Below are 13,804 nucleotides of genomic sequence, written 5' to 3'. Positions count from 1 at the left end.
GAGGGAGGGAGGAGCCACTTGGCGACGGAAGGGAGAGGGGAGTGAGACTCCCGGCACGGCCCCGGAGACCCACTCCCCCTCATCCGACGCTTCGCGCCACCTTCTCCCCGTGGGGGAGAAGGATTAGAGCCACTCCATGATTAACAGGCGCAGCATACTCGTCGGCGGCGGCGCAGGGGTCGGCCTCGTCGTCGCCTGGAGCCTTTGGCCACGAACCTACGCCCCAAACCTCGTCGCCAACCCCGGCGAAACCCCGTTCGGCGCGTGGCTCAAGATTGGCACCGACGGTCATGTCACCGTCGCCGTCCCGCAGGTCGAGCACGGCCAGGGCGTCTACACGACCCTCCCCCAGATCGTCGCGGACGAGCTCGGCGCGGACTGGCGCACGATCGGCGTCGAGCCCGCAACCCTCAACCCGCTCTACGCCAACCCAATCGGCAAGCACGACCTGTTCGAAGGCCTGTTCGATCGCCTCCCGCAAAGTACGACGCAGCCACCGATGCTGACCGGCGGATCGAGCTCGATCCGGATGTTCGAGCAAACCTGTCGCGAGGCTGGTGCGGGCGCCCGCGCGCTGCTCTGCATGGCGGCGGCAAAGCGGTGGGACGCCGACTGGACCCAGGTCAACGTCGACGCCGGCTTCTGCACCTACCAAACCAAGCGCATCCGCTTCGCCGAGCTCGCCGAAGAGGCCGCGAAGTTCACCCTTCCCCATCCCCTCCCATTCGGCATCCAGGGTGCAGGCAAGCTGGTCGGCAAATCCGTCCCCCGCCTCGACACCCCCTCGAAAGTCGACGGCTCGGCCAACTTCGCAGGCGACGTCCGCCTCGCCGACATGGTCCACGCCGCGATCCGCCAAGGCCCGGTCGGCGGTCGCCTGACTAGGGTCGACCGCGCCGCCGCCGACCGCATCCGCGGCGTGCTGTCGGTGGTCGAGAACCCGCGCTGGGTCGCAGCCGTCGCGACGACAGGGTGGGCCGCGCAAAAGGCGCTCGACGCCCTCGCCCCGCGATTCGAGATCGACGCCCCACTCCCCGATACCAGGTCGATCGACGCAGCGCTCGACGCCGCGCTAGCCCGTCCCGGCACGCAGATGGCGTCCGCAGGCAACGTCGCCGCTACCTTCCAGGGCGCCAAGCTCGTCACCACGACCTACCGCGCTGGCCTAGGCCTGCACGCGGTGATCGAAACCCGCAGCGCAACCGCCTCCTTCTCGAACGGCCGCCTCGAACTCTGGCTAGCAACCCAAGCGCCGGGGCTCGCGCGATCGGCAGCGGCACGCGCGGCGGGCCTCAGCGAAGACGCCGTCGTCGTCCACCCGATGCTCATCGGCGGATCGTTCGGCGCCGCACTCGAACACGACGTCGCCGAACAGGCTGCGGTGCTGGCGGTAAAGCTAAGACGCCCGGTCAGCCTCGTCTGGTCGCGCGGGGAAGACTCGCTCCACGATCACTACCGCCCACCCGCCGTCGCGAAGATGGCCGCACGGCTCGCCCCCAACGGCGCGATCATGGGCTGGTCGGCTAACATCGCGGCTCCGTCGACCGGCGCCGAGATGGCACGCCGGATGATGCCGGACCTCGCGACCGAAGCCGCGCTGATCGGCGTCAAAGGCGATCGCTACGCCGTCGCGGGCGCCACGCCGGTCTATCGCATCCCGGCCTTTGCGATCGAGCACCACGCCGCCGAGATCGGCATACCCACCGGCCACCTCCGCGGCGGCGCGCATGGCTACACCGCGTTCTTCACCGAATGCTTCCTCGACGAACTCGCGCGCGCCGCACAGTCCGAACCGATGTCGTTCCGCATCGCCATGCTCGGCGGCGAACCGCGACTCGCGCGCTGCCTCTCGACCGCGGCGGCGCTCGGTGGCTGGGACGGCGGCGTCGCCGGCAGCGGCCAGGGCATCGCAGCCCACGCCTTCCGCGGCAGCTACATCGCCGTTATGGCAGAGGCGCACATCGGCGCGGACCAGCGGCCCGTGGTCGACCGCCTCGTCGCCGCGGTCGATTGCGGTGCGCAGATCAATCCCGACATCGTCCGTCAGCAGATCGAGGGCGGGCTGATCTTCGGCATGGCCGCCGCACTCGGCGCGTCAACCGGTTTCACCCGCGGCCTCGCCGACGCACGCGGGTTCGACACGATCGGCCTGCCCCGCCTCGCCGACACGCCCGATATCACCGTCGAGGTCATCCGCAGCGACGAAGCGCCCGGCGGCGTCGGCGAACTCGGCGTCCCTGCGGTCGCACCGGCGATCGCCAACGCGCTCTATGCGTCAACGGGCTTCCGCATCCGCAATTTGCCTTTAAGACCAGCGCCATGACCCTGCCCCCCGATCATCCCCCGATTCCGAAACCAAAGATCGGCGTGTTGCTGATGAACCTCGGCACGCCCGATGGCCCCGATGCAAAATCGGTGAAGCGCTATCTCGGCGAGTTCCTGTCCGATTCGCGTGTCGTCGAGATCCCGCAGATCGCGTGGCAGCCGATCCTGCGGGGCATCATCCTCAACACCCGCCCGAAAAAGTCCGCGCACGCCTATTCGCAGGTCTGGCGTGAGGACGGCTCGCCGCTCGCCGCGATCACGCGGTTGCAGGCCGCCGCGTTGAAGGATTCGTTCGGTCCGGAAGTGCTCGTCGACTGGGCGATGCGCTACGGCAATCCGTCGATTTCGGACCGGCTGACGGCGATGAAGGCGGCGGGCTGCGAGCGCATCCTGCTCGCGCCGCTTTACCCGCAATATTGCGCAGCAACGACCGCGACGGCGAACGACAAGGCGTTCAAGCATCTGGCGGGGCTGCGCTGGCAGCCGGCGATCCGCACGCTGCCGCCTTACTATGACGACGCGCTCTATATCGACGCGCTGAAGGACTCGCTCGAAGAGGGGCTGTCGGCGCTCGATTTTACGCCGGACGCAATCGTCGCCAGCTTCCACGGGATGCCGAAGCGGACGTTGCAGCAGGGCGATCCGTATCATTGCCACTGCCAGAAGACCGCGCGACTGCTCGGCGAGCGGATGGGGCGCGAGTTGACGATCGCGTTCCAGTCACGGTTCGGGCCGCAGAAGTGGCTGGGGCCGGCAACGGACGAGACGCTCGTCGCGCTCGCCAAGGCGGGCAAAACCATGGTCGCCATCTTCGCGCCGGGCTTCTCCGCCGACTGCCTAGAGACGCTGGAGGAACTGTCGATCCGCGGGCGCGAGAGCTTCGAAGAGGCTGGCGGAACGCACTTCGCCTATCTCCCCTGCCTCAACGACAGCCCGGTCGGCGCGGAAATGTTGCGCAGCATTTTGGCGCGCGAGCTTGAAGGATGGGTAGCCGCTGGTTAACCTGCTCTAAAAGGCTAAACCGAGGAGAGAGACTGATGGCACGCGTCGCAATTGTAACCGGTGGTACGCGCGGAATCGGCGAAGCGATCAGTCTCGCATTGCAGGACATGGGCCTGATCGTAGCGGCAACCTATGCTGGCAACGACGACCGCGCGCGCGAATTCACCGAGCGCACCGGGATCAAAGCGTACAAGTGGGACGTCGCCGACTACGACGCGTGCCAGGCCGGCTGCGCGCAGGTCGCCGCCGATCTGGGCGATGTCGACATCGTCGTGAACAACGCCGGCATCACCCGCGACGGCACCATCCTGAAGATGACGTACCAGGATTGGAAAGAGGTGATGGACACCAATCTTGGCGGGTGTTTCAACATGGCCAAGGCAGTCTTCCCCGGCATGCGCACGCGCAAATGGGGGCGGATCGTCAATATCGGATCGATCAACGGGCAGGCCGGGCAGTACGGCCAGGTGAACTATGCTGCAGCCAAGTCCGGCATCCACGGCTTTACGAAAGCTTTGGCGCAGGAAGGTGCGCGCGCCGGCGTGACGGTCAACGCGATCGCGCCGGGGTATATCGATACGGACATGGTCGCGGCGGTGCCGGCCGACGTGCTGGAGAAGATCGTGGCGAAGATCCCGGTTGGGCGGCTTGGCCAGGCGACCGAGATCGCGCGCGGTGTCGCGTTCCTGTGTTCGGAGGAGGGCGGGTTCGTCACCGGCTCGACGTTGAGCATCAATGGCGGTCAGCACATGTACTGACGGGCGCAGGCGCGGCAACGTCCGCGCCGATGCCCGCGAGCAAAAGCGAAGCGGGCAGCGCCCGGCACGGCCGGCGGGTCGGTTTACCGAACCCGTCCGACGGCGGCTTTGCCGGCGGCGCTGAGTAGATGTCTACCGGATTACAGAGGACGGTCTTGCTTGATCCTGGGCCCCGCCCCCGTGGGGGAGCAGGAAGGGTAGCGCTGCCTAAAGCGAACCCCGCAGCGTCCACGGCCAACAAGGAAGCCACCGCGAAATGCCCGGCATCCTACTCCCTCTCCCCTCCAGGGAGAGGGTCGGGGTGAGGGGCAGTTCCAGGCGCAGCATTGCTTGTCTGCCCCTCACCCAACCCTCTCGCCGGAGGGGAGAGGGCTAACGCCCGTTCAACCTACGCCCCTCCATGATCATCCGTCGCTAGCGCGCTCGATATCCGCCCCAACCGCGCTCAGCTTCTCCTCCAGCCGCTCATACCCACGGTCGAGGTGATACACCCGCCCAACCGACGTCTCGCCATCCGCCGCCAGCCCGGCCAAGATCAAGCTCATAGAGGCCCGCAGGTCCGTCGCCATCACCTGCGCCCCAACCAACTTGTCCACCCCACGAACCATCGCGGTGCGGCCGTGGACCTGAATGTCCGCGCCCATGCGCGCCAGTTCGGGCACGTGCATGTAGCGGTTCTCGAAGATCGTCTCGGTCAGCATGCTGGCGCCGTCGGCCATGCACAGCATCGCCATGAACTGTGCCTGCATGTCCGTCGCGAAACCAGGGTACGGCGCGGTCGACAGCGTCAGCGGTTGCAGCTTGCCGTCTGACGAAACGCGCACGCCGTCCTTGGTCGGCGTCACGGATACGCCCGCCTCGATCAGCGCATCGATCGTCGCGCCCATGTCCGGGATCGCCACGCCGACCAGTTCCAGGTCGCCACCGGTAATTGCCGCGGCACACGCGTAGCTGCCCGCCTCGATCCTGTCGGGCATCACCGCATAGGTCGCGCCGTGCAGACGGTCGCGGCCTTCGATCGTCAGCGTCTCGGTGCCGATCCCGTCGATCGACGCGCCCATCGCGACGAGGCAGTTGCAAAGGTCGACTATCTCGGGTTCACGCGCCGCGTTCTCGATCACCGAGGTTCCCTTGGCGAGCACCGCCGCCATCACGACGTTCTCGGTCGCGCCCACCGATACGATCGGGAAGCGGAAGCGTCCGCCCGGCAGGCGCCCCCCCGGCGCGATCGCCTTCACATAGCCCGCGGCCATCTCAAGTTCGGCACCGATCGCCTCAAGTGCGCGCAGGTGCAGATCGATCGGCCGGTTACCGATCGCGCAGCCACCCGGTAGCGACACCGTCGCCTCACCGCCCCGCCCGAGCAACGGCCCGAGCACCAGAATCGACGCGCGCATCTTTCGCACGATGTCGTACGGTGCTTCGGTCGAGGTCAGATTGCCCGCGCGGATCGTCATCACGCGACCAAAATCCTCCGGTCGCGTCCCCTGGATCGCAGTCGACGCGCCTAACTGATTGAGAAGATGACCGAAGCCGTCGACGTCCGCCAGCCGCGGCAAATTGCGCAGCGTCAGCGGCTCTTCGGTCAGCAACGCGCACGGCATCAGCGTGAGCGCGGCGTTCTTCGCGCCGGAGATGGGCAAGCGCCCGGACAGGCGATTGCCGCCGCGAATGAGAATACGGTCCATCCCGGGTGTCTATCGCGGCTGGCGTTCTGCGCAAGGGCCGCGCATCGATCGGGCGACAGGCGGATGCTGGCCGGGGGTCGAGTACCGCGTCGGGACCCGGCACGCCATCCGAAGCGCTAACACACCCCGCTTGATCGACTTTAATGCGCGGAAATCCTAGCTTTGCTCTGTGGTTCTCGAACATTGGGGACCATTATAGAGTGCCGGACAGCTGCTTCGCCGACCGCGTCGGCGATCTCATCGACCTGTCGATGAACGAGAAGGCTGCGTTAGCGCGGTTGGAGGAGCGCCCGCGAGACTTGCGTCGCGGTGCCGTGCTCGTGCGCGAGAATGATCCGCAGGCCGAACTCTTCATCCTGCAACGTGGCATGGCGATGAGCTATGTGCTGCTCGACGACGGCAGCCGCCAGATCCTCCGCTTCCTCTATGCCGGCGATATGCTGGCGGTCTCCGCGCTCGTCTACCGCGATTCGCCCGAGACGGTGGTCGCGCTGACCGACTGCACGGTGTGTTCGTTCGATCGCTCGGCGATGACCGGGCTCGTCACCGATCATCCGCGGCTGTCGGCGCTCATCATGGTGATGAACCAGATGGAGAAGGTCGCGCTGACCGACCGGCTCGCCGCGCTCGGCCGGACCTCCGCCAAGGCGCGTATCGCAGCATTGCTGCTCGAGATGCGCAACCGACTGCGGATGCGTGATCGCGCGATGGGCAACAGCTTCACGCTCGGGCTGACGCAGGAGGAGATCGGCGACGCCACCGGGCTCACCGCGGTCCACGTCAACCGCATGCTGCGCCAGCTGGAAGAGGACGGCCTGATCCGCCGCGAAATGGGCCGCGTCACGCTGCTTAACGAGGTGCAATTGGCGCAGGCGGCGAACTACATCGACCGCTTCGAAGGGCTCGACCTGCGCTGGTTGCCGCCAGCGCGGTAACCCCTTCCTTCAGCCCTCCCCCGCAAGGGCGAGGTGGCTGGCTCTTGCCAGACGGGGGGGAGGATACGAAACAGGGGTGGCGTTTGCCTCCCCTCCGTCACCTTCGGTGCCACCTCCCCCTTGCGGGGGAGGATTAGCTCAAAGCGTAAGGCTCACGCCTTCTCCAGCGTGCACTGTAGCGGGTGCTGGTTCTGCTTGGCGAAATCCATCACCTGCGACACCTTGGTCTCCGCCACCTCGTAGCTGAACGTGCCACACACCCCGACGCCCTTCTGGTGGACGTGCAGCATCACGCGAGTCGCGGCTTCCATGTCCATGCGAAAGAAGCGCTGGAGACACAGCACGACGAACTCCATCGGCGTATAGTCGTCGTTGAGCATCAGTACGCGGTACGGCGTCGGCTGTTTCGTCTTCGCGCGCGTCTTGGTCGCGATACCGGCGCCGGTGCCGCCCCCGGTGCCATCATGGCCGTCCTCGCCATTATCGTCGCGGCGCTCGGCCATCTGCTCGCCCGTCCGCTGGGGAGTCGTCATTTCAGGGGTCAAAAGCATGCTGCCAAAATATGGCATGCCGGGGGGCAAGGGCAAGGGGGCGCCGACACCCCTCACGCGAAAACCGCAAACGCAAAAGGGGCGACCGTCGCGTGACGGCCGCCCCTTTCGTAACGCACTGCCCGAAGGCGGCGCGCTGTCGACTTAGGCCGAGATCTTCATCTTGTCGGTCGCGACCGCAACGCGGTTCGAGATCGGCTGTGCGAACTCGCCGAACATCTTCAGCATCCGCTCGGTCGAGCGCGAGCCCTCGGCGATCATCGTGTCGAACGCGGTGCGCGCATAATCGCCCTGGAGCTTCATGAACTCGGTTGGCGACTTGGCGGCGGCGAGCGTCTTGGCGGCTTCGGTCGCGCTCTCGAACGAGGTCTTGGCGTAGTCGGCAGCTTCCTGGCCGAGCGCCTCGACGTTCTTCGCGGCGATCTTCGACGACTCGACGAGCGCCTCGACGTTGCCCTTGCCGAATGCGACGAAATCTTCCGCCATCTTCGCCGACTTCTCCATCGCGCCCTTGGCCTGCTCGTTGAATTCGGCAGTGTTCGCGCCGCTGAAGAGGGCCTTGGTCTTCTCGGTGATGCTCTGGATCGTGTCCATTATGGCGTCCTTTGTTTCGCTGGCAGGGATCCCCGTTGGCGCAACGGCCTGAATCGGGGCGGGAATGTCCGTGTGCGGCGATACAAAAGCAGCCGCGAGAGGTTGAGGTGCCGGCGTCTTGGCGATCGGCTCGAATGCCGGTTTCGCCGGCTTGGCGACGGTCCGAGGAGCCTTCGCGATGGCGGCAGGCTTCGAACCGGCCTTGGCCGTCCGTTTCACGATATCCACCATCCACGCACCTCTCTTCGGAGTTATGTCGCGGTCTTCATACACCAATTCTCGCGCCGCACAATAAAATTGTGCACTGCACCATGACGGGAACGTAAGGTAGCGCTATCGGCTTTTCACATACTCGCCGGGTGCCTGGCCGAGCGCCTTCAGAGCCCCCCCTCCCGGCAGCCGCGCACCGTCCGCGGCCACCGTCTCGGCACCCAGCGCGCGCAACCATTCGACCCAGTCCGGCCACCAGCTACCCTTCGTCTCGGTCGCGCCGGCAACGAAGTCCTCAAGCGTCGAGTGCGCCCCCGGATTGGTCCAGTATTGATACTTCCCGGCAGCCGGCGGGTTGACCACGCCCGCGATATGCCCCGACCCTGCCAGCACGAACTTCAGCGGCCCGCCGAACAAGTGCGTGAGTTTCCAGACGCTTTCGGCCGGCGCGATATGATCCTCGCGCCCCGCCTGGACATAGCTCGGCGTGGAGACCTTGGTCAGGTCGATCGGCGTACCGTCCACCGTCATCGTCCCCGTCACCAGCAGATTGTCGCGATACAGGTCGGTCAGATAGCTCAGATGCCATTTCGCCGGCAGATTGGTCGTATCGCCGTTCCAGTGGAGCAGGTCGAACGGCACGTAATCCTGCCCCAGCAGGTAATTCTGCGTGACGTAGTTCCAGATCAGGTCGCGCCCGCGTAGCAGGTTGAACGTCGTCGCCATGTAGCGCCCGTCGAGGAACCCCTCGGGCGACAGCGACGCGACCATCTTCAACTGCTCGTCATCGATGAAATGCTGCAACTCGCCCGCCTGCGCGAAATCGACCTGCGCGGTGAAGAACGTCGCGCTGGCCACTTTCGCCGCCTCGTCACGCGCCGCCAGAAACGCGAGCGTCGCGGCCAGCGTCGTCCCCGCCACGCAATAGCCGATCGTATGCACCGCCGGAACGTCGAGCACGGCGCGAACCGTATCGATCGCCTCGACCTGCGCCCCGACATAGTCGTCCCAGACCACGTCCTTCATGCTCGCATCGGCCGACTTCCACGACACCATGAACACGGTGATGCCCTGCTCCACGGCCCAGCGAATGAAGCTCTTCTCCGGGGTCAGGTCGAGGATGTAGAACCGGTTGATCCACGGCGGAAAGATGACGAGCGGCGTCGCCAGCACGCTCTCGGTGGTCGGACTGTACTGGATCAGCTCGTAGAGCGGCGTACGTTTCACCACCTTGCCCGGCGTCATCGCCAGGTTGCGGCCGAGTTCGAACGCGCCGTCCGGCGTATGCGTCACCTGCCCGCGGGCAAGATCCGCCATCATATTCTGCAGACCCTTCAGCAGATTCTCACCCCGCGTCTCGATCGTCTTCTCGATCACCTGCGGGTTGGTCAGCGCGAAATTGGTCGGGCTCATCGCATCGACGAACCCCTTGGTCGCGAACCGCAGCTGTTCCTTCTGCTTGGGGTCGAGCCCGTCGACCGCCTCGACGCCGCGCAGCATGTGGTCGCCGATCAGTTCGTAACTCTGCCGGATCAGGTCGAACACCGGCTCACGCCACTGCGGCGCCTTGAAGCGCTTGTCGGTCACCGGCGCGGCCTCGGGTGCCTTGGCCGGATCGAGAAACCGCTGCCACAGCGTCAGGCTCTCGGTCCAGAAATCGCGCGCGCGCTCCAGCGTGGCGGGGTCGGTAAAGCCCGGAATCGCAGGAATCCTCTCGGGCTTGGCCTGCATCGCGGCGAGCCCCTGCTCCACCATCATCTGCTGCGCACGCCCCATCACCCACGTCCAATGCTGGAGATCGGGGAGGGTCGGCGTGGAGGCGTCGGGAGGAGTATCGGCCATGGCATCCTCTGCTTTTTCGGGAGCTTAACGCAGACGCCGGCTCGGCGGAAGCATGGTCACGTCGACGATTGGTGGTCGCAGGAAACTCGACAATCCTCCCCCGCCAGGGGGAGGTGGCTGGCCCCTGCCAGACGGAGGGGGAGGACACGGAACAGCGGTTGCCCTTACCGCCCCCTCCGTCACCTTCGGTGCCACCTCCCCCTGGCGGGCGAGGATAGACTGAATACCCCAGCTTTCGCCCCCCTTGACGAATGAGGCGGATGACGCCCCCGCTCACCTGCGGTACAGCACCCGCTCCTCCAGCTAGAGGCTGATCATGTCCGAAGACTTCTACCGCATCAAACGCTTGCCACCCTATGTCATCGCCGAAGTGAACGCGATGCGGGCGGCGGCGCGCGCGGGCGGGGAGGACATCATCGATCTCGGCATGGGCAACCCCGACCTGCCGCCCCCCGAGCACGTCATCGAGAAGCTCGTCGAAGTCGCGCGCAAGCCTAGCGCGCACGGCTATTCGCAGTCGAAGGGCATCCCCGGCCTGAGGAAAGCGCAGGCGAACTATTACCGCCGCCGCTTCGGCGTCGACGTCGATCCTGAGACCGAGGTCGTCGTTACGATGGGCTCGAAGGAAGGCCTCGCCAGCCTGGCCACCGCGATCACCGCGCCCGGCGACGTCGTGCTCGCGCCCAACCCGTCCTATCCGATCCACACCTTCGGCTTCATCATCGCCGGCGCGACGATCCGCGCGGTGCCGACCACGCCCGACGAAGCGTATTTCGAAAGCCTCGAGCGCGCGATGGCGTTCACTGTCCCCGCGCCGTCGGTGCTGGTCATGGGCTATCCATCGAACCCGACCGCCGAGGTCGTCGACCTCGCCTTCTACGAGCGCGTCGTTGCGTTCGCGAAGAAGCACAAGCTGTGGGTGATCTCCGACCTCGCTTATTCGGAGCTGTATTTCGACGGCAAGCCGACCCCCTCGATCCTCCAAGTGCCGGGCGCGAAGGACGTCGCGATCGAGTTCACCTCGCTCAGCAAGACCTATTCGATGGCCGGTTGGCGGATGGGCTTCGGGGTCGGCAACAAGACGCTGATCGCGGCGATGACGCGCGTGAAGTCGTACCTCGATTACGGCGCGTTCACGCCGATCCAGGCCGCCGCCTGCGCCGCGCTCAACGGCCCGCAGGACATCGTCGAGCGCAACCGCCAGCTCTATCACAAGCGTCGCGACGTGCTGGTCGAGAGCTTCGGCCGGGCCGGCTGGGATATCCCGAGCCCCCGCGCGAGCATGTTCGCATGGGCACCACTGCCACCCGCGCTCGCGCACTTAGGTAGCCTTGAGTTCACCAAACAATTGCTGACTCACGCGCACGTCGCGGTGGCCCCAGGGGTTGGCTACGGCGAAAACGGCGAGGGCTATGTGAGGATCGCGATGGTCGAGAACGAACAGCGGCTCCGCCAGGCGGCGCGCAACGTGAAGAAATATCTTCAGTCGATGGGCGTCAACACGCCCGCGCGTGGCGCTGGCTGACCTTCGCCAGCGTGGATATCAATCCGTTATATTCGGTGGCCGGCGTGCTCGTCGGCCTCATCGTCGGGCTGACGGGTGTCGGTGGCGGGTCGCTGATGACGCCGCTTCTGGTGCTCGTCTTCGGCTTTCACCCCGCCACCGCGGTCGGCACCGACCTGCTCTATGCCTCGGCGACTAAGACGGTCGGCACGACGGTCCACGGCTGGCGCGGCACGGTCGATTGGCAGGTCGTGCGCCGGCTCGCGACCGGCAGCGTCCCCGCGGCGATCGCGACGTTGCTCGTGCTCAACCATCTTGGCGAGAAATCGTCCGACACCGGCCACGCGATCACCGTCGTGCTCGGCGTGACGCTCATCCTCTCGGCAGTCGCGACCTTCTTCCGCGGTAAGATCGTCGCGTGGCTGACCCCGCGCATCGGCACGGTCGGCGGCGAGCGCCAGGCGATGCTCACGATCCTGCTCGGCGCGGTCCTCGGCGTGCTCGTCTCGCTGACCTCGGTCGGCGCCGGCGCGCTGGGCATGACTGCGCTGCTGATCCTGTACCCGACGCTGCCGATCAACCGGCTGGTCGGCTCCGACATCGCTCACGCGGTGCCGCTGACTCTGCTCGGCGGGATCGGCCACTGGATTCTCGGCTCGGTCGACGTCGACCTGCTCGTGTCGCTGCTGATCGGCTCGATCCCCGGCATCATCATCGGCAGTCTGATCGCGACGCGCGTCTCGGACCGCGTGCTGGTCCCGGTGCTCGCGACCGTGCTGGCGCTAGTCGGCGTGAAGCTGATTTTCTGACGTGAGGCCGGGCTTCGCCTTCTCGACCAGGTTCCGCGTGCGCTATGCCGAGATCGACGGCCAGCGCATCGTCTTCAACTCGCGCTATCTCGAATATGCCGACGTCGCGGTTACCGAATTCTGGGAATGGACCGGGATCGCGGAGGCGCTGCCGGATGTCTGGCCGACCACCGAGTTCAACGTGCGTCGGACCGAGATCGACTACCTAAAGCCGTTCCGTCTCGGCGATACGATCGAGGCATTCGTCCGGATCGACAAGCTTGGCACGACCAGCCTGACGAAGCGGTTCGAGCTCGCGCATGCGGAGACGGGGGATCTGCACACCGTCATCACCATGGTCAGCGTGCACGTCGACCTAGAGACCGGTCGCCCAGTCCCGCTGCCGGACGTGATCCGTACGGTGCTGGAAGCGCTACCGACCCAATAGCACGAAGAAAGCATGTTCCCCCGCGAAGGCGGGGGTCCAGACTGGGCTCCCGCCTTCGCGGGAGAACAAGGAAGTACGGGCGGGGCTAACGACCTGATCCGTCACCCCGGACTTGTTCCGGGGTCCACGTTGCTGCATCCTCTCAAGTCGCTGGTCTGCGGACAGGTGGATGCCGGAACGAGCCCGGCATGACGGGACTTTACTCCGCCGCCTCAGCCTCCACCCCATCCCCGGCAACTTCCCCAGGCAGCGCCCAGATCAAGTCCCCCTTCCCCAGCACGCGCCCGTCATGCGACCGCACCGACACCGGCTGCAACGGCCGCCGATCGCGTTCGTCCACCAGGATCGGAAACGCCGGCACGCACGTCTCCCATCGCTCGCCCCATTGCCGGAGCGCGATCATCGTCGGCAGCAGCGCGAAGCCCTTGTCGGTCAGCCCGTAGGCGATCTTCCGTCGATCCTCCGGGATAGGCTGCCGCTCCAGGATCCCATGCTCGACCAGCCGCGCCAGCCGGTTCGCCAGGATATTGCGCGCAATCCCCAGTTCCGACTGGAACTCCTCGAAATGATGCAGGCCGTTGAACGACGCGCGCAGAATGAGGAACGACCAGCGCTCGCCCATCGCCTCCAGCGCGGCGGGCAGGCTGCATTCGAGCAAGGGTTCGCGCAATTTTCCCACGGCGTCTTCCTTATTGGACAGCAACGGTACCGCATAAAGAGCCGAAGCGAAATGCTCCTCCGATTTAAGTTGCAACTCGAAACTAATCGGAATAGGTCTCGATTAGAAACCTTTTAGGAGTCTACCGATGTCCGTCATCACCCGCGCCCTTCTGACCGCCGTTCCCGCCCTGACGACGGGGTTCGCCGCACTGGTCGCGACACCGGCATCGGCCCAGACCCCCATCAATTATTATGTAGCCGTCCCTACCGCCGCGCCCACTTCCACCCGGCTGATCACCAACGGCACGCCGTGGCGCTGGGAGAATGCGGCATTCGTCTCCAGCAAGGCGCCCCAGCGCGACGTGATCCTCTGCGCCGCGGTCGCCAAGCGCGTCGGGCCGCTCGCCAGTTTCACGGTCGCGGGCAAGGCCTATGACGCCGAAGCGCTGGCCGCGTGCAACAACCACGCGAAATAACGAGGATTTTGTTGCAAAAGGGC

Annotated in this window: 13 protein-coding genes; 8 read left to right on the top strand and 5 right to left on the bottom strand. The window is 65.9% G+C overall.

Annotated features, from left to right (window positions below; all coding sequences use genetic code 11):
* The first annotated feature begins 136 nt into the window (after positions 1-136).
* From C8J39_RS16850 to phbB, 3 genes are read left to right on the top strand one after another with little or no spacing between them, the layout of a single operon-like run.
* Positions 137-2,323: a xanthine dehydrogenase family protein molybdopterin-binding subunit gene (locus C8J39_RS16850; protein ID WP_120301502.1), complete on the top strand. Its 2,187-nt coding sequence runs from the start codon at positions 137-139 to the stop codon at positions 2,321-2,323.
* Positions 2,320-3,327 (top strand): ferrochelatase, encoded by a 1,008-nt coding sequence (gene hemH / locus C8J39_RS16845; RefSeq protein WP_120301501.1) that lies wholly within the window; start codon positions 2,320-2,322, stop codon positions 3,325-3,327. The genes C8J39_RS16850 and hemH overlap by 4 nt, the downstream gene beginning before the upstream one ends.
* A gap of 35 nt (positions 3,328-3,362) precedes the next feature.
* Positions 3,363-4,085 carry an acetoacetyl-CoA reductase gene (phbB, locus tag C8J39_RS16840; RefSeq protein ID WP_120301500.1) on the top strand — a complete coding sequence of 241 codons (723 nt, stop codon included), beginning with the start codon at positions 3,363-3,365 and terminating at the stop codon, positions 4,083-4,085.
* A gap of 404 nt (positions 4,086-4,489) precedes the next feature.
* On the opposite strand, the gene murA is transcribed toward phbB, so the two are convergent.
* Complete coding sequence (murA, locus tag C8J39_RS16835) at positions 4,490-5,773, bottom strand: UDP-N-acetylglucosamine 1-carboxyvinyltransferase (protein WP_120301499.1); 1,284 nt, start codon at positions 5,771-5,773, stop codon at positions 4,490-4,492.
* Positions 5,774-6,024: 251 nt separating this feature from the next.
* On the opposite strand from murA, the gene C8J39_RS16830 reads away from it, so the two are divergent.
* Positions 6,025-6,708 carry a Crp/Fnr family transcriptional regulator gene (locus C8J39_RS16830; RefSeq protein WP_056488277.1) on the top strand — a complete coding sequence of 228 codons (684 nt, stop codon included), beginning with the start codon at positions 6,025-6,027 and terminating at the stop codon, positions 6,706-6,708.
* A gap of 152 nt (positions 6,709-6,860) precedes the next feature.
* On the opposite strand, the gene clpS is transcribed toward C8J39_RS16830, so the two are convergent.
* The 3 genes from clpS to C8J39_RS16815 all read right to left on the bottom strand — a co-directional run bounded on the left by clpS (position 6,861) and on the right by C8J39_RS16815 (position 9,905).
* The gene (gene clpS / locus C8J39_RS16825; RefSeq protein ID WP_056066412.1) at positions 6,861-7,211 is read right to left on the bottom strand and encodes an ATP-dependent Clp protease adapter ClpS; all 351 of its coding nucleotides are present in this window, start codon (positions 7,209-7,211) and stop codon (positions 6,861-6,863) included.
* 192 nt (positions 7,212-7,403) lie between these two features.
* Complete coding sequence (phaP, locus tag C8J39_RS16820; RefSeq protein WP_183038027.1) at positions 7,404-8,072, bottom strand: phasin family protein; 669 nt, start codon at positions 8,070-8,072, stop codon at positions 7,404-7,406.
* Between the two features lie 114 nt (positions 8,073-8,186).
* Complete coding sequence (locus C8J39_RS16815; protein ID WP_120301498.1) at positions 8,187-9,905, bottom strand: alpha/beta hydrolase; 1,719 nt, start codon at positions 9,903-9,905, stop codon at positions 8,187-8,189.
* A gap of 316 nt (positions 9,906-10,221) precedes the next feature.
* Between C8J39_RS16815 and C8J39_RS16810 the strand changes: the two genes are divergently transcribed.
* The 3 genes from C8J39_RS16810 to C8J39_RS16800 are packed head-to-tail and all read left to right on the top strand — an operon-like array spanning position 10,222 to position 12,645.
* Positions 10,222-11,430, top strand: coding sequence for an LL-diaminopimelate aminotransferase (locus C8J39_RS16810; protein WP_120301497.1), 1,209 nt, complete (start codon positions 10,222-10,224; stop codon positions 11,428-11,430).
* Positions 11,431-11,441: 11 nt separating this feature from the next.
* Positions 11,442-12,218, top strand: coding sequence for a sulfite exporter TauE/SafE family protein (locus tag C8J39_RS16805; RefSeq protein WP_120301496.1), 777 nt, complete (start codon positions 11,442-11,444; stop codon positions 12,216-12,218).
* 1 nt (position 12,219) lies between these two features.
* The gene (locus C8J39_RS16800) at positions 12,220-12,645 is read left to right on the top strand and encodes a thioesterase family protein (RefSeq protein ID WP_120301495.1); all 426 of its coding nucleotides are present in this window, start codon (positions 12,220-12,222) and stop codon (positions 12,643-12,645) included.
* Positions 12,646-12,844: 199 nt separating this feature from the next.
* Here the strand turns inward: C8J39_RS16800 and C8J39_RS16795 are convergent, their stop codons facing one another.
* On the bottom strand, positions 12,845-13,267 hold the full coding sequence (locus C8J39_RS16795) for a helix-turn-helix domain-containing protein (protein ID WP_093399023.1): 423 nt from the start codon (positions 13,265-13,267) through the stop codon (positions 12,845-12,847).
* A gap of 184 nt (positions 13,268-13,451) precedes the next feature.
* Here C8J39_RS16795 and C8J39_RS16790 point away from each other — a divergent pair, with 184 nt between their 5' ends.
* A complete protein-coding gene (locus C8J39_RS16790) occupies positions 13,452-13,781 on the top strand; it encodes a CC_3452 family protein (protein ID WP_120301494.1) in 330 nt (109 codons plus the stop codon).
* The last annotated feature ends 23 nt before the right edge of the window (positions 13,782-13,804 follow it).

It is taken from the genome of Sphingomonas sp. PP-CC-1A-547 (genome assembly GCF_003610375.1).
In the GTDB taxonomy this organism is placed as follows: Bacteria; Pseudomonadota; Alphaproteobacteria; order Sphingomonadales; family Sphingomonadaceae; genus Sphingomonas.
The sequence above is the reverse complement of the archived record's forward strand: the minus strand, read 5'-3'. Positions and strand labels throughout refer to the sequence as shown.